General features: G+C 48.0%; 18 protein-coding genes. 5 read left to right on the top strand and 13 right to left on the bottom strand.

Features of this window, described 5'->3' with window-relative positions:
* Nucleotides 1-23: 23 nt before the first annotated feature.
* Genes K300_RS0110560 through K300_RS16295 form a run of 9 tightly spaced genes read right to left on the bottom strand, consistent with a single transcriptional unit; the run spans nucleotide 24 to nucleotide 8195 of the window.
* Nucleotides 24-1061 (bottom strand): protein-glutamate methylesterase/protein-glutamine glutaminase, encoded by a 1038-nt coding sequence (locus K300_RS0110560; RefSeq protein WP_022851641.1) that lies wholly within the window; start codon nucleotides 1059-1061, stop codon nucleotides 24-26.
* A gap of 15 nt (nucleotides 1062-1076) precedes the next feature.
* Complete coding sequence (locus tag K300_RS0110555) at nucleotides 1077-1571, bottom strand: chemotaxis protein CheD (RefSeq protein ID WP_022851640.1); 495 nt, start codon at nucleotides 1569-1571, stop codon at nucleotides 1077-1079.
* On the bottom strand, nucleotides 1558-2442 hold the full coding sequence (locus K300_RS0110550) for a sensor histidine kinase (protein WP_022851639.1): 885 nt from the start codon (nucleotides 2440-2442) through the stop codon (nucleotides 1558-1560). The genes K300_RS0110555 and K300_RS0110550 overlap by 14 nt, the downstream gene beginning before the upstream one ends.
* 11 nt (nucleotides 2443-2453) lie before the next feature.
* Entirely contained in the window at nucleotides 2454-3272 is an 819-nt protein-coding gene (locus K300_RS15405; RefSeq protein ID WP_051135302.1) for a CheR family methyltransferase, read from the bottom strand.
* Complete coding sequence (locus tag K300_RS15400; protein ID WP_022851638.1) at nucleotides 3262-5544, bottom strand: chemotaxis protein CheA; 2283 nt, start codon at nucleotides 5542-5544, stop codon at nucleotides 3262-3264. Before K300_RS15400 ends, K300_RS15405 begins: the two co-directional genes overlap by 11 nt.
* Nucleotides 5545-5567: 23 nt before the next feature.
* Nucleotides 5568-5822, bottom strand: coding sequence for a hypothetical protein (locus K300_RS0110535; RefSeq protein ID WP_022851637.1), 255 nt, complete (start codon nucleotides 5820-5822; stop codon nucleotides 5568-5570).
* Between the two features lie 4 nt (nucleotides 5823-5826).
* On the bottom strand, nucleotides 5827-6342 hold the full coding sequence (locus tag K300_RS0110530) for a chemotaxis protein CheW (RefSeq protein ID WP_022851636.1): 516 nt from the start codon (nucleotides 6340-6342) through the stop codon (nucleotides 5827-5829).
* Nucleotide 6343: 1 nt separating this feature from the next.
* The gene (locus K300_RS0110525) at nucleotides 6344-6727 is read right to left on the bottom strand and encodes a response regulator (RefSeq protein WP_022851635.1); all 384 of its coding nucleotides are present in this window, start codon (nucleotides 6725-6727) and stop codon (nucleotides 6344-6346) included.
* Between the two features lie 43 nt (nucleotides 6728-6770).
* Nucleotides 6771-8195: a response regulator gene (locus K300_RS16295; protein ID WP_162139885.1), complete on the bottom strand. Its 1425-nt coding sequence runs from the start codon at nucleotides 8193-8195 to the stop codon at nucleotides 6771-6773.
* Nucleotides 8196-8402: 207 nt separating this feature from the next.
* Here K300_RS16295 and K300_RS0110515 point away from each other — a divergent pair, with 207 nt between their 5' ends.
* The 4 genes from K300_RS0110515 to K300_RS0110500 are packed head-to-tail and all read left to right on the top strand — an operon-like array spanning nucleotide 8403 to nucleotide 12578.
* Complete coding sequence (locus K300_RS0110515; RefSeq protein ID WP_022851633.1) at nucleotides 8403-10259, top strand: nucleoside-diphosphate sugar epimerase/dehydratase; 1857 nt, start codon at nucleotides 8403-8405, stop codon at nucleotides 10257-10259.
* Nucleotides 10256-11017, top strand: a complete 762-nt coding sequence (locus K300_RS0110510) for an N-acetyltransferase (RefSeq protein ID WP_022851632.1) — start codon at nucleotides 10256-10258, stop codon at nucleotides 11015-11017. The genes K300_RS0110515 and K300_RS0110510 overlap by 4 nt, the downstream gene beginning before the upstream one ends.
* On the top strand, nucleotides 11014-11964 hold the full coding sequence (locus K300_RS0110505) for a Gfo/Idh/MocA family oxidoreductase (RefSeq protein WP_022851631.1): 951 nt from the start codon (nucleotides 11014-11016) through the stop codon (nucleotides 11962-11964). The genes K300_RS0110510 and K300_RS0110505 overlap by 4 nt, the downstream gene beginning before the upstream one ends.
* Before the next feature lie 8 nt (nucleotides 11965-11972).
* Complete coding sequence (locus K300_RS0110500) at nucleotides 11973-12578, top strand: sugar transferase (protein WP_026836413.1); 606 nt, start codon at nucleotides 11973-11975, stop codon at nucleotides 12576-12578.
* Here the strand turns inward: K300_RS0110500 and K300_RS0110495 are convergent.
* The 3 genes from K300_RS0110495 to K300_RS0110485 are packed head-to-tail and all read right to left on the bottom strand — an operon-like array spanning nucleotide 12575 to nucleotide 15924.
* Nucleotides 12575-13612 carry a glycosyltransferase family 4 protein gene (locus tag K300_RS0110495; RefSeq protein ID WP_022851629.1) on the bottom strand — a complete coding sequence of 346 codons (1038 nt, stop codon included), beginning with the start codon at nucleotides 13610-13612 and terminating at the stop codon, nucleotides 12575-12577. The genes K300_RS0110500 and K300_RS0110495 overlap by 4 nt on opposite strands.
* Nucleotides 13609-14646, bottom strand: a complete 1038-nt coding sequence (locus K300_RS0110490) for a glycosyltransferase family protein (protein WP_022851628.1) — start codon at nucleotides 14644-14646, stop codon at nucleotides 13609-13611. Before K300_RS0110490 ends, K300_RS0110495 begins: the two co-directional genes overlap by 4 nt.
* Before the next feature lie 3 nt (nucleotides 14647-14649).
* Nucleotides 14650-15924 (bottom strand): polysaccharide deacetylase family protein, encoded by a 1275-nt coding sequence (locus K300_RS0110485; RefSeq protein WP_022851627.1) that lies wholly within the window; start codon nucleotides 15922-15924, stop codon nucleotides 14650-14652.
* Nucleotides 15925-16014: 90 nt separating this feature from the next.
* On the opposite strand from K300_RS0110485, the gene K300_RS0110480 reads away from it, so the two are divergent.
* Nucleotides 16015-16776 carry a TylF/MycF/NovP-related O-methyltransferase gene (locus K300_RS0110480; RefSeq protein ID WP_022851626.1) on the top strand — a complete coding sequence of 254 codons (762 nt, stop codon included), beginning with the start codon at nucleotides 16015-16017 and terminating at the stop codon, nucleotides 16774-16776.
* On the opposite strand, the gene K300_RS0110475 is transcribed toward K300_RS0110480, so the two are convergent.
* The gene (locus tag K300_RS0110475) at nucleotides 16773-17870 is read right to left on the bottom strand and encodes a DegT/DnrJ/EryC1/StrS family aminotransferase (protein WP_022851625.1); all 1098 of its coding nucleotides are present in this window, start codon (nucleotides 17868-17870) and stop codon (nucleotides 16773-16775) included. The genes K300_RS0110480 and K300_RS0110475 overlap by 4 nt on opposite strands.
* Nucleotides 17871-17873 lie beyond the last annotated feature (3 nt).

Raw genomic sequence — 17873 nt, 5'->3', positions numbered from 1 at the left:
ACCAACATCAATTGGGCGTTTCATCACTTGGAGACCAGCTCCATTAGTCTCTCCGGTATATCTCTGAGTGATTCCACATAATCCGCCGCTCCAAGCTCGACGGCGACCTTAGGCATACCGTAAACCACGCAGGACTGGCTGTCCTGGGCGACTGTCTTCGCACCCGAATTTTTCATCTTGAGAAGCCCCTTTGCACCATCGGAGCCCATCCCTGTGAGGATAGCACCCACGGCGTTGCTCCCCACATACTTTGAAACTGAGTTGAAAAGTACATCCACCGAAGGCCTGTGTCCGCTGACCTTCTTGCCTGTACCCACCTCAACGTAATATCTCCCGCCTGTTCTTTTAACAACCATATGGAGTTCTCCCGGAGCGATCAGAGCAGTGCCCACACCGACAATATCCCCATGCTTAGCCTCTCGTACCTCAATGCGGCAAAGGTCGTTCAGCCTTTCGGCAAAGGCGGCTGTGAAGTTCTGGGGCATGTGCTGTACGATAACTATCCCCGGCGAGTTTGGGGGGAGTACCGTAAGCACCTCCTGCAGGGCAACCGTTCCCCCCGTTGAAGCACCGATGGCGATAACCTTGTTTGTGGTTTCTCCGAGGGCGGTTGTTATCTCCTTCTTCGGCGTCTGCTTGATGGCGGCGATGGTTTTTTTAAGGTTTGAATGGGCAGCATTCTTAACCTTCTCAATGAGCTCCTTTTCCATCTCGCCGATGCCGTCGTATATGTGCATATGGGGCTTTGAGACAAAGTCCACAGCACCGGCATCCAGAGCATCAAGGGTAACCTTAGCACCCTTCTTCGTAAGGGAAGAAACCATTACAACGGGGGTCGGCATATGCTGCATTATCTTGCGCAGGAAGGTTATGCCGTCCATGCGGGGCATCTCCACATCCAGACAGATAACATCGGGCTTATGCTTTACGATCATATCCCTTGCTACGTATGGATCGGGTGCCGCCCCGATAACTTCTATGTGGCTGTCCTTGCTCAGAACATCCGTTATCATCGCCCTTGCGGTAGCGCTGTCGTCAACAACTAAAACTCTTATGGCCAAGTTCTTCTCCGAATTCTATTCAGCCTCGTCACGGCTGGTGTATTTAAGTTTGATACCCCCTGTACGGGAGTCCATAAGTATCCTTCTACCCTTGAAGCCGCCAAGATCGCTTGCAACAACCTTGATACCCTCCTTTGCAAGGTGGTCCTTGGCCACGGTTATATTCTTCTCGCCTATCATAAGGCCTTCATTTGTAAGCTTCTGGGGGCTTGCGCCGCCAAACAGTTTTGCAACGAGAACCATCCTGTTCGCCCCCTTCTTCTCCATGGACTCTATGAGTTTCTTTATACTGACATTGCCGTACTTCAAGCTCTTCAGCCCCTCACCGTTCCAGAGGGGGAGGAGGTAGTGGTTCATACCCGCAACCCGCTTAACGTTGTCGAAAAGACAGACCGCCACGCATGAGCCCAGAACTGTGCTTATATAAACCTCTTCATTGGTCACATGCAGTTGACCCGCATGGATGTAAATCTTTGGTCTTTTAGGATCAAGCCCTTTAGAACTCGTCAAAACCTTCTTCCTCATCAAAGAAAAATTCGTTCATGTCATCACCGTAGGCCATAGCCTTATCGGCATCCACGTTAGGTATATTTAAAACTATCTCCATACCGCTCTTCTTCATGGCGGACTCCACCCCACCCATAAGGAATGAGGTGAGCTCACGAACAAGGCATATCTCAAGGGTATTTCCGTTTACCTCAAGCCCGCCGGCGGTCTCCGCAGAGCATAGTGTGCAGGATCTCTCAGCATGCTCGTTGCTCAGGAAGGTTCCTGTGTAGTTCACAGTTACAGAGATACTCTCCCCGTCTCCTGCAAAACTTACCTTCACGCTCCCCCCCTCGTCTGCGGCATCGCCGATAACGTGGATAGCATTCGCCACAGCAAGGTAGACAAGCTCCTTATCCTGATAGAATTCACCGGATAGATTCTCCTCCCACTCCATGGAGATATTCTTCTCCATAAAGAGGAAGTGGAGAAACTCCTTAACCTGCTCCATCACAGCCGTTGGGCTGAGACTCCCGATATAAGGCACAATGGTTCCCGCCTCTATCTCTGCGGCTGTAATTATGTTGTTTACCTGGAAGTTAAGGCGTAACGACTCATAATACAGTGTACTCCCAATCCCCTTGGTCTCCTCACTGTCCGCATGGATGGAGAGGCTTTTAGACAGGTTCATCAGGCTCGATATGGGGTTGTTGAAGTTATTGCGGACGAGGGACATAAACTTGCTCTTGTTCTCCTCCGCCTTCATCAGCCTGTCGTTCATCTGCTCGAGCCTGCGCATCATATTCTTCATCTCTGTGGAGGAGCCTTCCCCCTCCTTGAGCCTTCTGGCAAGCTCACCCAGCAGTGTATCGTTGTCGAGGTCTCGGTAGTCCATGGGTACCCCCGTTATTTCTTTATGTATATCGAAGAAGCCGCCGGGCTGAGCCCGCAGTTCATCTTATGCAGGCTTTCCGAATGCCCCAGGAAGAAGAATCCCCCCGAAACAAGCTTTGAGGCAAGGCTCTGCACAACGTATCTTCTTGTCTCTTCATCAAAATATATCATCACATTCCTGCAGAAGATCAGGTCAAAGGTTTTATTAACTATGCCGTAATCTCCGTGTACAAGGTTGAAGGAACGAAAGAGGACCTTATCCTTAACCTCATCCGCAACACGGTAGATATCCTCGCCTCTTCTCTTGTTGAAGAACCTCTTAGCCCCCATCTCGGAGACGTTCTTGAGCTTTTCCCCCGTATACTCCCCCTTCATCGCCGATTTCAGGATCTTCTCGGAGATATCCGTGGCGAGTACCCTTATATTCCATGCGGAGGGGTTGGGGAGGTTCTGCATCAGGAATATAACCACGCTGTAGGGTTCCTCACCACTGGAGCAACCTGCAGACCACACCCTGAAACGCCTGTTCGTCTTTGTTCCGATGATCCTGGGGAGGGTCGCCTTAAGAAACTCCCACTGGGATCCTTCACGGAAGAAAGAGGTGACGTTCGTTGTAATCGCCGAGGTGAGCGTGAGGATCTCTGAGCCGGTATCATCTTCCACAACATAATCGTAGTATTCCGAAAATGTGCGCAGGTTAAGCTCCCGAAGCCTCTTGGAGAGCCTGCTTTTAACAAGCTGCCCCTTCTGCTCACCAAGCCTTATACCTACCCGGTCAAAGATGAGTTCACGGAAGTTTTCATACTCCCTTCGGCTGAGTTCAGGGCTCAATCTTCAGATCCCTGTCCAAAAGCTCACGCATGTGCTCAACATTCAGAATCAGAGATATTTCGCCGTTACCAAGGATTGCACCGCCGGAGAAGTTCTTCGCACTCTCAAGGAAGGAGCCGAGGTTCTTGATAACAACCTGCTGGCGCCCCACGAGCTCGTCCACCTGTGCCAGAAACTTACCTCTCTCATGCTCAAGGCATATGAGAGTCGCTTCATAGGCAGGCTTGGGCTCCCCTTCGATATGGAGAATCTCCTTAAGCTTCAGAATGGGGAGCATCTCTCCCCTGAAATTAACAAATTCACCCTGCCCCTTTACCTGATTAACATCGGCCTTTTTCGGACGGTAAGACTCGATAACCGTAAGGGTGGGTATAATGAATGTTTCGTCATTTATCTGCACAACAAGGCCGTCGATAATAGCAAGGGTGAGCGGAAGAACCAGCTTAAACACGCTCCCCTCATCCTTCTCGGAGCTCACCTCGATCTTACCGCGCAGGTTTTCGATGGAACTGCGCACAACGTCAAGCCCGACACCCCTACCTGAGACATCACTGATCTCCTTGGCAGTGGAGAAGCCCGCATCAAAGATGAGGTTTATAATCTCATTATCTGTCAGGTTGTCATCCTCTTTGATAACGCCCCTGTCGATAGCCTTCTGTCTTATTACTTCTTTATCGATACCTTTTCCGTCATCACCAATTTCTATGACGATATTTCCGCCCCGGTGGTACGCCTCAAGATGCACATGCCCTTTGGGTGACTTCCCTGCGGCTATGCGGTCCTGAACCGTCTCCACACCGTGATCTATGGAGTTCCTTATCATATGAACCAAAGGCTCGGAGAGGGCATCGACCATCGTCTTGTCTATCTCCGTTTCCTCACCCTTTATACTAAGCTCAATATCCTTGCTGGTCTTTTTGGATACGTCTCTGGCAACCATGCGCATTTTGTTGAAGGTGTCCCGAATGGGAACCATCCGCAGAGACATCACCTTGTTCTGGATCATTCTTGTGGATTTGGCCAGCGCCTCAAGGTTCCTTGCGATCTCCGGGTCGCCGATATCCCTGATCTTCTGGTTCTGGTAGAGGAAGGACTGGCTTATGACAAGCTCGCCCACTACATCAAAGAGGTCGTCGATCTTATCGGATTCCACCCTTATGAAGCTGTGGTGCGAGGAGGGCTTCTTCTTAGGCTTCTTCCCGCCATCATCCTTTGCAGGCTCTCCCTTTTTTTCAACTGGTTTAGGCGGTTCTGCCGGTTTTGCGGGCTCTGGCGGCTTCTCATCAACGGATTCAGGGGTCTCTGCACTCTCCTCCCTTATCTCAAGGTCAGGAGCCTCTCCACTGGCGGGAACGATGATCTCAGGACCCTTATCCTCCGGGTCCTCCATCTCCAAAAGCTCTTCACTGCTCTTTCGCAGAGTATCCATATCCGCATTGCTTAACTGGCGGATCTGAACTTCGGTCTCCTCAACGGTGAAGTCGAATACATCATCAACCTCTTCCATATCGGCAGGCCCGTTGGCTAAAACGGTCACACAGGTTATGTAGTTAACCTCCGGATCGTACATCTCAATGGGGGGAACCTTTGTCATATCCCAAACGGAGATGATAACGCCAAGGGTTTCGGAGATTAGCTTGATAAGTATAGTGTGGTTGTAGCCGCGGAAGTATATGTCATCCTCGAGGATGAGGCGGATAAGATAAACGTTCTCCCCCTCTTCAAATCTCTGAACCGCTTCGTATCTCGCATCCTCCGGCATTGCGGCGATATCCAGCGGCTTAAGAGGTGCCGTATCATACTTAGACTCTGCCACTATATCCAATACCTCTTGGGACTCTTCAACCACTTCCGGCGCACCCTCTACGGGAGCCGCTCCGCCACCTTCAACTGCCTGCTTGATACGTTCCATCCAGTAGTCGTAGTTTTCGGGATAGCCTTCGGTTTCGTTTATCTCCATCTCCAGAACTTCCTTGACGACATCGAAGGCCGAAAACAACAGCTCCAGCTCCTCCTCGTTGATCGCCTCGTCCCTGGAACGGTAGATATCCATAAGGTCTTCGAAATGGTGGACAAATCCGCCTATTCGTGTAAAGCCGAAGGAGTTTGCACTCCCCTTAAGGGTATGGATGCCCCGAAAAATGCTGTTAATTATATCCTTGTCCGAAGGGTCGCTCTCGAGCTCCATAAGGGCAAGGGAAACCTCCTCAACGATGGTGGAGGCCTCATCAATAAATATATGAATTATCTGCTGTCTCTTATCATCAGACATTTTGTTCTCCCTCAGCTAAAGGCCTAGTAGCGCACAGCCATCCTGCCGACACCCTCAAGCCTTACCTGTTCGCCCTCCAGCACCGGTATGGAAACATTCCCGGATTCCTTCTTAAACGCAAGGAGAATGGAGAGAAGAGCCGAGTTTTCAAGGGGCTCTTTATCAAGCTCAACAAGCTTGATCTCATCTATATGTTCCATAAGAAAGGCACCCAGTTCCTTGATGTCGTTAAACTCCATGGAAGGGCTTACCTTAAGTATTCCGTCAACTATTTCCATGGCATCACCTGCTTGCATTAGTTTCCATGGAGAGAAGCTCCTCTTCGCTGAAGATCTTCTGAAGATCTATCATCATGACAACCCGGTCCTCATTCTGGTATACGCTGTCGATGAAATCTGTGTCCACGGATGTGCCGAACTTGGGGGGTGCTGAAAGCTTGTCATGGGTGACGGGGAGAACCTCGTTGGTGGCATCCACAATGAAACCGACTTGGGTCTTCTCCGAATCATCCTCGCCGGAGCCGATGAGAACGATGATTATTATGGTCTGTGCCGTATACTCCATCTTGGGGAGATTGAACTTAAGCCGCATGTCCACAACGGGGATTATCTGGCCCCGGAGGTTTATAACGCCCTTGATATATTCGGGTACGTTCGGAACGGAGGTTATCTTCATCATTGCGATTATCTCTTTTACGCAATGAACGTTTACTCCGTAATGCTCACCGCCGAGCTCAAATGTAAGGTAACGCTCCATCTTTTCCATCTTGGTAGCTGTACGGATCTCCTCGCTGCTCATCTTAAACCCCCAGTATTTTCTTTATTGCCTTGAGTATAATCTGGTCCTGAAAGGGCTTTGTTATCCAGCCTGTAACGCCAAGCGCCTTCCCCTTTGACTTCATATCTGCTGAGGTTTCTGTGGTGAGCACCAGGATAGGCTTCTGGCGGAACCTTGAGTCCTGCTTAAGCCTTGAAATAAGCTCCAAACCCGTCATCTGCGGCATGTTTATATCCACAAACAAAAGATCGAAATCAACCTCGCCGTTCTGGGCCTTCTGAAGGAATTCAGCAGGGTTCAGGAAAGACTTGGCCTGAAGCTGACCCTTGCTGACAAGATCCTTCACAGTAAGCTCCAGCACTGCAATAATAGACCTGCTGTCATCCACAAATACAACTTTCTTCATCAGGTAAACTCCTTGAGTGTATAATAAATCTTTAATCTATTCTTTAAAAGAACTCGATATCGTCCTCGTCCCCTCCGCTTCCGCCGCCGAAAACCATTTGCAGCTGGAGGGATGTGCTGTAAAGAGAGCTGTCCAGGTAGTGTATATCCCTGGCCTCTCTGTCTATAAATATATTTGTGCGCCATGCAGCAATGTCAGATTCAAGTTCGAAAAGGAGGAGAACCAGCTTGGACTTATCATCAGCGGAGAGCTCATCGGGGTTGAGACTGTCCAGAAACGAAGCAAGATCCGCGAGAGAAAGACCAATACCTGCAAACTCCTTTAAATAATTTATGACTTTTGAATAACTGAGCAATACATTAATAATATTTCCCAGCTCTTCACGGCTTGAGCTGCCTTCAAAGTTGTATATCGCAGTGTAGAGAGCATCACTCTGCTCCTCCAGAACCTCAATATCAAGAAGCACTTCTTCAGGCAGAGAAGCAACGTATTCTGCGGCACTCTTGGCCGTTGTGTGTGTTCTCCTAAGCAGTTTAGCACGGCTCTCTTCTAGTGTATCGTCAAAGGCTGATTTATTCGATACAAACTCGGCATCCGGCTTAGGCTCTTCATATACAGGGGGCTCCTCCTGAACGGGCTCTTCCTCTTGGACATGCTCTTCGGTTTTGTCTACCTTTTCCTCTGACGGAGCTACAGGCTCCACGGGGGGCAGACTCTCCTCATGCTCCCGAGTGACAGTTATACGGACATCATCCCCGACACGCTCAACGTTATCCTTAACAAGTGAGTAAAAGGCGCTGGAGGTAAGCTTGGAGAAAGACTCGGCTACGTCTGGAAGGATAACAACAAGGTTGCGCTCATCATAGAGCACAGCCGCCTCAACGGACATATCTGCGCTTATAATGCGGTCGAAATAGTCATACAGCAGATTGAAGACCGAAAGAAAGGAGCGCCCTTTCTTAAGCCCTGACTCATGAAAGACCTTGCTCAGAAAGGTTGTGAAGCTCACAAGCCCCTCGTGGCTCTTTATCCGGAAAAGCCTTTTCTTAAGGCTTTCAAACTCGCTCTCTTTGGGGAGGTCACCCTCCTCTCTGTTTCGTATAAGCTCGATGAAATTCTTGATAATATTGCTGACCTTAGCAACACGGACAGGCTTGTTAAGATATGTAATTGCACCAGCATCAAGAAGCCTAGCCTCCGTCTCCTCTGTGGTGTCCGCTGTGATAACTATCACTGCGGCATCGGTGTAGAGGGAACATATCCTCTTTGTAGCCTGCAGTCCGTCCATCTCAGGCATCATGTAATCCATGAGCACAATGTCCGGGCGGGTTTCCTCCGCAATCCGGACGCCACTCAGGCCGTTCTCCGCTTCGTAAACGGATACTGCTGAAAACTTCCCGCAAACTCTCTTAAGGAGGATCCTGCTTTCCAGATTGTCCTCCACAATCAATATATTAATATCCCGCATAAGGCGAATCTCCATATACCTCTGTAAACTATATTCTATCACTCAGAATCTAACAAATCAAACATCTTGGAATCCATATTGATATAAAAATAAGCAAACCCAGGACTTATGGCCGGATATAATGTACTATTGAATTGCAGAGCCAATTTATATACAATTGACAACTTTAATAATACCGGCATAACCCGCCGCTGCACAGGACAGCCGATGAATTTCAGCAATCTCAGAAGATACGCATTTTTCCTGCTCTCAGACTCCATTCTCATAGCCGTATCTTTGTATCTTGCCTTCTTTCTGCGCTTCAACGCACACCTTCTGCCTGAATACCGGAACATGTTCCCTGTCTGGCTCTTTATAAGCCTTGCAGTAAAGATCGTCATGCTCCACATATTTCTCGGTTATAATATAAGCTGGCGATTCGTAGGCTTTAAGGAGGCCTCCGGCATCCTGTTTGCGAGTGTAGCCTCCACATCGGCTCTGCTCTTTCTCAACCTCCTCTTCTACCGCTATAACTCTGGGCTTTATGCACCGCTAGGCGTTATAGCCATCGACTTCTTCCTCACATTCTTCCTTATAACAACGCTCAGGGTCTCCAAACGCTTCTACTACGAAGTGCTCAAGTTCCGCAAAGGGGGTAAAAAGGCAGTTATCATAGGTGCCGGAGAGGCTGGAGAAAGGATAGCATCCGAGCTTATGCGCTACTCCAGCAGTGATACACACCCCGTAGCCTTCTTCGATGATGACAGGAAGAAATACAAAACAAAGATACACAACATACCCGTTGAAGGTAACCTTGAGCAGGTATCGGACTACTGCAGAACAAACTCAGTGAGCACTGCTATAATCGCCATATCCGGCGCATCCCATAACATGATACGAAAGCTCTACGACCAACTCCACTACGTTGGTGTGCGGGAGATCAAGATCGTACAGAATATGGCGAATATTGATGAGAACACAAACCTTACCAAACAGCTCCACGATATCAACATCGAAGATATCCTCTCACGCCAGACGGTAAACGTGGACAAAGACAGCATCGGGCGTTTCATCGAAGGCAAGAGTGTACTGGTGTCCGGCGCCGGAGGCTCCATAGGCTCTGAGATAGTCCGGCAGCTGCTGAGCTTTTACCCCGGCAGGGTTATTGCACTGGATATAGACGAAACTGAGCTTTTCTATCTCGGCTACGACATATCCGACAAACTGTCCGGCTCTTCCGTGGATTTTGTGCCCTTCGTATGCGATGTAAAGGACACCGAAAAGTTAAGAAAGCTCTTCAGTACATACCCCATAGATATCGTGTTCCATGCGGCAGCCTACAAGCATGTCCCCCTTATGGAGGAGTTTCCCGAAGAGGCTGTTAAAACAAACATATTCGGAACCCGCACAATGGCAGGTCTCGCCTCGGAGTTTGGTGTTGAAAAGTTTATTAATATATCAACGGATAAGGCGGTTAACCCCACAAGCATCATGGGCGCAACCAAGCGCATGGCGGAGGAGATCTGCTCCAGTCTCAGTACGGATTCCGGCACTTCCTTCATGAGTGTACGCTTCGGAAACGTACTGGGGAGTCGTGGAAGCGCAGTGCCCATCTTCCTTGAGCAGATAAAAAGAGGGGGACCGGTAACCGTAACCCATAAGGATATGAAGCGATACTTTATGACCATCAACGAAGCGGTGCTTCTTGTGTTTCAGGCGGCTGAGATGGGGAACGGCGGGGAGGTCTTTGTCCTTGAGATGGGGGAACCGGTCAGCATAGTGAAGCTTGCGGAGGACCTTATCCGCCTCAACAACCTGACACCATACACCGATATAGATATACAGTTCACCGGGCTACGGCCGGGAGAGAAGCTTTTTGAAGAGCTCCTCACCGCAGAGGAAGGTACATCCAAAACCGGACACCATAAGATCTGGACAGCCAAAAAGGATAAACCGAAAACCGCAGAGGAGATGGAACTCATGCTTAATAGGATAAAGGAGTCCGCCGGAACACCGGGGGTCTTAAAGAATACACTGAGGGAGTTTGTCCCGTTCTACAAAGGTTCCCCAAAGGAGGGTTCATGAACAGCATCATACATGAAACCGCCGCCATAGGCGACAATTGCACCATCGGCAACTTTACAACCATATCCGAGAATGTAACGGTGGGCGAGGGGTGCGTTATCGGCAACAACGTTGTGATCCACCCAGACAGCATCATAGGCGACAATGTTCGCATCGATGACCATGCCGTAATAGGGAAGCTCCCTATGAGAGCGGCAAACAGCGCCATCACAAAGGAGATGGAGCTTAGCCCGGCGAATGTGGGAAGTAACTGTATCATCGGCACATCCACTGTTATATACAGGGGGTGTACCCTTGGCGAGAAGGTGCTTGCGGCGGATCTTGCCACTGTCAGAGAGAATGTCACAGTGGGGAGCTACACCATCATAGGCCGGGGTGTTGCCATCGAAAACCTTGTGGAGATAGGAAGCTATTGTAAGATTGAAACAAACGTATACATCTGCGCCTATTCAGAGATAGCAGATTACTGCTTCGTTGCGCCGTGCGTGGCTACATCCAACGATAACTTCCTGGGTCGGAGTGAGAAACGCTTTGAACTTTACGGCGGTGTTCGGATTAAGAAAGGTGGACGCATAGGCGTCAACGCTACTATACTCCCCGGAAAAACCATCGCCGAGGACACTGTTATCGCCGGCGGAGCACTGCTCACAAAGGATACCGAGCCGGAAAGCATATACGCCGGTACGCCTGCGAAATACTTCCGGGATGTTCCGGAGGATGAGCTTCTAAAAAACCAGAAACCGAAGGAGAAAAAGTGAAACGATTTGCCCTGATCGGTGCGGCGGGATACATCGCACCAAGACATATGAGAGCCATAGCGGACACAGGAAACACACTCGTTGCTGCCACAGACCCCCACGATTCGGTGGGCATTCTGGACAGCTTCTCGCCGCATGCTGATTACTTCAAAGAGTTCGAACGGTTCGACAGACATATAGAAAAGCTTCGCCGCAAAGGTGAGGGGCATAAGGTAGATTATATCTCCATATGCTCACCCAACTATCTCCACGATGCACACATTCGCTTTGCCCTACGCAACGATGCGGAGGCGATCTGTGAAAAACCCATTGTTCTCAACCCTTGGAACCTGGATGCTCTCAAGGAGCTTGAGGAGGAGACGGGCAAGGGTATAAACAATATCCTCCAGCTGAGGCTCCACCCCTCTATCATAGAACTGAAGAATGAATTCGCAGGTTCAAAGAAGAAACACGAGATAGACCTCAGCTACATAACAACAAGGGGCAACTGGTACCTCTATTCATGGAAGGGGAGCCTTGAGAAATCCGGCGGGCTCACAACAAATATAGGCGTCCATTTCTTCGACATGCTCATATGGATCTTCGGTTCTGTGCAGAAGTCCGAACTGCATATCAATGACGACAAAAAGCAGGCTGGGTACCTCGAGCTTGAGAACGCAAGGGTTCGCTGGTATCTCTCCATCGACAGAGAGGATCTCCCCGAACAGGCTGTAAAGGAGGGGAAGCCCACCTTCCGCTCCATCACCGTCGACGGCAGAGAGGTTGAGTTCTCCGGCGGTTTCACTGATCTCCACACCCAGAGCTATCAGAGAATACTCGAAGGGGAGGGATTCAGCATAGAAGAAGCCCGAGCCTGCATACAGACCGTTTACGACATACGCCATGCGGACGTTCAGGAAGGGACCCTCCTTCACCCCTTCACCGAAAGGTATATGGAGAGTAAATGAACGACTTAATGAAAAGAGCATTTGATATCTCTCTGTCTCTGTTCGGCATTATCATATTCTTTATCCCAATGCTTGTTATTGCAATGCTGATCAAGAAAGAGGACGGTGGACCTGTTCTTTATAGAGGCGTTAGAGTTGGAAAAAACAACAAAGACTTCAAGATGAATAAGTTCCGAACCATGTTTGTTGATGCTGATAAGATTGGCCCCTCGTCCACAGGGGAAGACGATCCACGTATAACAAAAATCGGTTCATTCATAAGAAGATATAAGCTGGATGAACTTCCTCAGCTTTTCAATGTTCTCTTTGGTTCCATGAGCTTTGTAGGACCGAGGCCACAGGTGCGCTGGGCTGTGGAAGGCTACAGCGATAAAGAGATGCGACTGCTTGAAGTTCGTCCAGGAATAACTGATTTCGCATCAATCAAATTCAGTAACGAAGGGGAGATCCTTAAAGGTTATGATGATCCGGACAAGGCCTACATGGAGCTAATTCATCCTGAAAAAACAAGACTCGCCCTGAAATATATCGATAACAGAAGTGTACTTCTCGACGTAAAAATACTCTGGATGACCGTTCTTGCTGTTATGGGCAAAAAGGTAACAGTAGATTAGGAGGAGAGGGAAAGAAGAATATCCTCCACTTTTTTCATCTGCGTTTTATAATCTCCACGCTCAAGGATAAGCTTTCTATTGTATTCTGCGGCACTCTCCCGAAATGCTTCATCATTCAATGCCAAGCCAATATACTTTTCGAAATCATCATAGTTGTTGAATAGGTAACCGTTCACACCGTGCTTGATCCACTCTCGGTTTGAGGGTATATCACTAACCACAGGGAAGCACCCCGATCCTATCGCTTCAAGAAGGGACAGGGATGTACCGTCCGACATAGTTGCGCTCACGTAGACCTTAGTTCGACCGAGCTTTTCAAGCAGGTTTCCATGATTGATATATTTCACGAAATCTATACCCGGGTTTTCATTCTGAATTATATCGAAACGTTCATCCGATATATGTGGCAGTGCTACGAATATCTTTTTCCCACCAAACTGGTCTTTACCCAAAGAATGGAGTATGTCATCTATGCGCGAATTAGGCACATAAGCTCTGTTTGAAATAATATCGGTATCCCTGACCTTCTCCGACATCAGCTTTTCTGTTTCAATGCCATACTGGCCGGTAAATACTGCTAAACTCGGCACAAGATCCCTTACGGCAACGGATATCTGTCTGGAAACAGCAAACACATACTCGGCTCTCTTAAGGACAAACCGGTTAACATGTTTCATTATCCCCGGTAAAGGCGGTGCAAGGATATCGCTCCCATGGCAGACGACAGTCATAGGGATACCTGTTCCAATATTGGCAAGTGATGTCACCAGCCCCATACTGTAAGAAAAATGAACATTAAGGACATCCGGCCTTTCTCTAATGATAATACGCCTGAGCTCAGGTATTCCTTTGAGGTAATGGTAGTTTCCTCCTTTCACGCTCACTTCCCTGTCACCAAGATAATAAACATATTCGCAATCGGTTTTGTTCTCTCTGCTGAATGTGCAGATAATGGTTTCATACTTTTTGTCAAAGTAGTCCACCCATTTTTTTATATGGATAGAAGAAGCATCACCAACAAACAGAATTTTCACAAAAGACTCTCCATAAATTCAAGACGTTTCTTCTCCTTTACGGATACATCCAAATTATTTTTGGCAAACTCATGGGCCTGCCTGCGCAACTCATTGTTCATATGCGCTTTGTGTAAAAAGGCTTTTATCTCTTCTATAGAGGAAAGGATATCCTCCTCGTAGTGGCCGAGTTTTAATGCAAAGGGTTCTTCGCCGGAAAGATCCACTTCATTATATGCATATACAACAGGAAGCCCAAGCGAAAGGTACTCCCTTACCTTAAGAGTACACGCATCCTTCAGCCCCTTCCTTATCCATGCCAATGTCCCGAAGCCAACATCACAACCGGACAAAAGGTCCTCGGGTTCACTCATAAACCCGTGATAAAATATGTTTGCCTTACTATCACCTTCACCACCGATTATATGGAAATCACACTCGGGAATCTGCTGTGCAATCTTAAGCAAAATATCGGTGCCCTGCCATGGCTGTTTCAGCGTTCCAATAAATGCTGCTTTTGGTCTTTGTCCTTCATTTTGAATATTCAATGGGTCGGGGACACTTATACCGTTCCCAAGTACAAGACTTCTTGCTTCATGTTTAAATCTGTCTCTAAGTTCTTCCGTAACAAATACAAACCCGTCAGGTATATCTAATACAAGATTTCTTGTTGCTCTGTTGTAGACCCCGAAAGATCTCCCGGATAAATCGTACTCTTCTCTATCGTCAGCATTAATTTCCATTACAACCTTAAATCTTTTTAAAGCTTGTTTAAGGAATGGTACGTAAAAATGATACCGGAGATAGACAATATCCCAGTCGCCTTCTTTGAGGGCGTCCTTTAGGTTCAATCCCCTTCCAAAAACTCCATATCTATATTTTTCACCAGAGGCTGTGGACACAAAGGAATCCAGAGTCTGCCAAGTGTGAGAATAGATTGAATATAAATCAACCTCATGGCCTAACTTTTTCCATAAGGATGCCTGATCTACAATTTTTTTACTAACTCCGGTTTTGTCCTGTAAATCTCTTTCGCATACGTAGAGAATCTTCACACGTCACTCCCTGTCAATCTTAGAAACTGTTTTGTAATAAGTATCTGCGGAAAGCTTGGATGAATTGTGCCAAAGTAAAGAACCGCCTCCATATGTGGCTTTGCTTTCTTCGATATACTCAAATAATCTCTTTTCAGAATACCTCATATACGATGTAACAGTAGCATCCATCAGATAAAGGGGGTGCTCACGAAGCCGGAGCATCAGTCTTTGCTCAACATCAAAAACCGAATAAGGTTTGCCTGTACCGCACCGGTAGCCGGGTTTTTCAGCAAAACCGCAGGTATAATCCTCACTTATCCCGGCATCCTCAAGTTTCCGCCATGTTTCTGGTACAGAAAAACGAAGGAAATGATTCCTTGATTTCGTTATTTCAGCACCTACAATATTCTCGAGGATATCCTTCTCACTTCTGTAAAGGTTTTCAATATCTGCGTTGTAAGAGAAATGTATGCCTAATTCGTGCCCCCTCTCCTTCACATGCTCAATAATCCGCTTCACTCTTCTATCATGCTTTGTATTAAAAGGTGGATCATACTCCCCTTTTCCCCCTGTCATGAAGAAGAAGACCGCTCTTTTACCGAACTCTTCAGCTATGTCCATAAAGCTGTCGAAACGGTCGAAGGGATCCTTCTTTCTGCCGGCGATAACCGTTGATATATCATAAATATTTCTAACAACAGCTTGTAAATCCCCTCTTTTTGCAGGTGCAAATGTATTCTTAAATGTAAAAGAGTTCAGTCCGTAGCAGTAAGGATAATCTATATCGTGGGTAAGCTCTGTAATTCGCTCAGGCTTACTAAGATCAAAATATGATGCAAGAAAAGCCGTATAGTCATCCACAAGAGCCCTGTGATATACCCCAAGCTTTTCTGCTACTGAGTTCTTGAGCTGGAACCTGCCGTGTTTGTCCTCCACAGTCTCCTGCATCTCCTCTATACGTGTCAGCATGAAGAAGGCGGAACCGAAAATATCAATGCCTAGTGTATTACCAGAGGAATCGCCGGAACCGTAAAGTCCACAAATATTTCCGTATTCCGTGTCTATGCTTATGAGCTGGTCCGGCAAAATCTCACTACTTTCGAGACCTTTATCCTTTAAGAGTGGAAGGAAACTGTCATCGAAAGAAAGGGAGCGACCTGCATCTGCAATAGTCCACTTTTCACAGTCAGAACGTAACTCCAAGGTGTAAGGTGCCCTCAGCATCTCTGTAAAAAGAACAAAACAAATGTATTCTCTCTCTTCCCTCATTCCTTCGGGTGCTGTAATCTTGAACATAATGAATCATATTCGTAATAATTGTATTCAGCAAGATACAATATTATGCTAAAATTTGTTCTGTTTTACAGATATTAAAAGAGGTTTACAATGCCGGGTAAAAATAAACTCACCAAGGAAAACCCCTTTGCAACCAACCGCGAGGCGGAGGCTGTGGAGGATTATCAAAGAATATTTGAATCCTCAGAGGATGATACAAAAACGAAGCTGAGACACTTCCCCAAATACGTCCGCAGGCAGGATATGACCAAGTTCCTCGCACGCTATGAGATTTTTAAAAGAGTTTTGAATGTTAAGGGTTCTATCATTGAATGCGGCGTTTTCAAAGGATTTGGCATGTTCAGCTGGGGACATTTCAGCGAGATACTGGAGCCGAACAACCTCACCAGAAGGATATACGGATTCGACACCTTTGAGGGTTTTCCTACTATATCCGAGCAGGATAAAACATCCCTCGGCACACCCGAAAAAGGTGACCTCGCCTCCCACGCCCTTGAAGAGCTAGAGGATTTGAAAGGTGCCTTCGACAAAAACCGCTTCCTCGGCCATATGGAAAAGATGCGCTTCGTGCCAGGCAAGGCGGAAGAGAGCATCCCAAAGTTCTTGGAAGAAAACCCGCACACGGTTGTGAGCCTTCTCTTTATGGACTTTGATCTTTATGAGCCCACAAAGGTTGCCCTTGAACACTTTGTGCCAAGGATGCCCAAAGGGTCTGTCATAGCCTTTGACGAACTGGACAATCCGCTCTGGCCCGGCGAAACCCTTGCACTTCTGGACAGTATAGGCATAAACAACCTGCGCCTTGAGCGCTGCGACTTCGACCCTTACGTGGGATTCGCAGTTATAGACTAGGCATAGAATCCGGCTATGGTGTCTGCGACATATTCCGCCTTCTCCGTCTCAAGCTCGGGATAAAGGGGTAGAAGCAGGCATCTGCTGAAGAACAGCTCAGTTCTCGGCAGGGAGACATCAAACCCGAGCTTCTCAAACTGATGGACCCCCTTGCCACCCCATTGGCGGGGTGTCTGGATACCTTTATCAGCCAGATACTTCTCCAGCGTCTCCCTGTTCTCCGCCTCAATCTCATAGTTCTGGAAAACATCACGGTGTCCGTCACCGTCATAGGCGGGGAGCACCAGCTGCTCTATTCCTTTCAGTTTATCGTGGTAGATCTTTGCTAATACACGTCTCTTCTCAATATTTTCATCCAGCCTGGTGAGCTTATAGTCGAGTATAGCGGCATGGACGTTATCCAGACGGCTGTTAAGCCCCCACATAACTATCTCGCCGCTGGGCGCACGGCCGTGGTTTCGCAGAAGCTTCGCCTTTTCGGCTATCTCATCATCATCGGTGGTGATAGCTCCCGCATCACCGAAGGCTCCGAGAACCTTGGCGGGGTAGAAGCTGAAGTTGCCTGTTAGCCCTATGGAGCCAGCGCCTTTGCCGTTAAGCTCTGCGCCAATGGCCTGGGATGAATCCTCGATAACGGAAAGGCCATGCTTCTCCGCAATCTCCATAAGATTATCCATCCCTTTCATGATGCGCCCATTTAGCTGAACGGGCACTATCGCTTTAGTTTTAGGAGTTATAGCCTCCTCAACCTTGCTGACATCCATGCACCTGTCCTCGCCGATATCCACAAGAACCGGCTCGGCTCCTGTGAATTTGATAACCTCCACAGTGGCCACAAAGGTGTGGGAAACGGTTATGACCTCATCCCCGGGCCCGACACCAGCCGCAAGAAGGGAGATGAGTATGGCATCTGTGCAGTTGTTGACGCCCACCGCATGCTTAACGCCCACATACTCCGCCAGATTCCGCTCGAAGGATTCAAGCTCAGCCCCAAGTATGTATGCACCCTTCCGGAGGGTTTCCATGATAATTCTCTCGTAGTTTTCTGCATCTATGCCGAACTGCTTTGGGTAATCGAAAAAGCGAACTTCCATATC

This window comes from Limisalsivibrio acetivorans (assembly GCF_000421105.1).
Classification (GTDB): Bacteria; Chrysiogenota; Deferribacteres; order Deferribacterales; family Geovibrionaceae; genus Limisalsivibrio; species Limisalsivibrio acetivorans.
This window is presented reverse-complemented; position numbering and strand designations above follow the sequence as displayed.

What these genes read in the sequence shown, in the direction of transcription:
- K300_RS0110475 (WP_022851625.1), bottom strand. Translation starts at nt 17,870, where the DNA reads ATGGAAGTTCGCTTTTTCGATTACCCAAAGCAGTTCGGCATAGATGCA.
- K300_RS0110530 (WP_022851636.1), bottom strand. Translation starts at nt 6,342, where the DNA reads ATGAGCAGCGAGGAGATCCGTACAGCTACCAAGATGGAAAAGATGGAG.
- K300_RS0110500 (WP_026836413.1), top strand. Translation starts at nt 11,973, where the DNA reads ATGAAAAGAGCATTTGATATCTCTCTGTCTCTGTTCGGCATTATCATA.
- K300_RS0110485 (WP_022851627.1), bottom strand. Translation starts at nt 15,924, where the DNA reads ATGTTCAAGATTACAGCACCCGAAGGAATGAGGGAAGAGAGAGAATAC.
- K300_RS0110535 (WP_022851637.1), bottom strand. Translation starts at nt 5,822, where the DNA reads ATGGAAATAGTTGACGGAATACTTAAGGTAAGCCCTTCCATGGAGTTT.
- K300_RS0110515 (WP_022851633.1), top strand. Translation starts at nt 8,403, where the DNA reads ATGAATTTCAGCAATCTCAGAAGATACGCATTTTTCCTGCTCTCAGAC.
- K300_RS15400 (WP_022851638.1), bottom strand. Translation starts at nt 5,544, where the DNA reads ATGTCTGATGATAAGAGACAGCAGATAATTCATATATTTATTGATGAG.
- K300_RS0110550 (WP_022851639.1), bottom strand. Translation starts at nt 2,442, where the DNA reads ATGGACTACCGAGACCTCGACAACGATACACTGCTGGGTGAGCTTGCC.
- K300_RS0110525 (WP_022851635.1), bottom strand. Translation starts at nt 6,727, where the DNA reads ATGAAGAAAGTTGTATTTGTGGATGACAGCAGGTCTATTATTGCAGTG.
- K300_RS16295 (WP_162139885.1), bottom strand. Translation starts at nt 8,195, where the DNA reads ATGCGGGATATTAATATATTGATTGTGGAGGACAATCTGGAAAGCAGG.
- K300_RS0110480 (WP_022851626.1), top strand. Translation starts at nt 16,015, where the DNA reads ATGCCGGGTAAAAATAAACTCACCAAGGAAAACCCCTTTGCAACCAAC.
- K300_RS0110510 (WP_022851632.1), top strand. Translation starts at nt 10,256, where the DNA reads ATGAACAGCATCATACATGAAACCGCCGCCATAGGCGACAATTGCACC.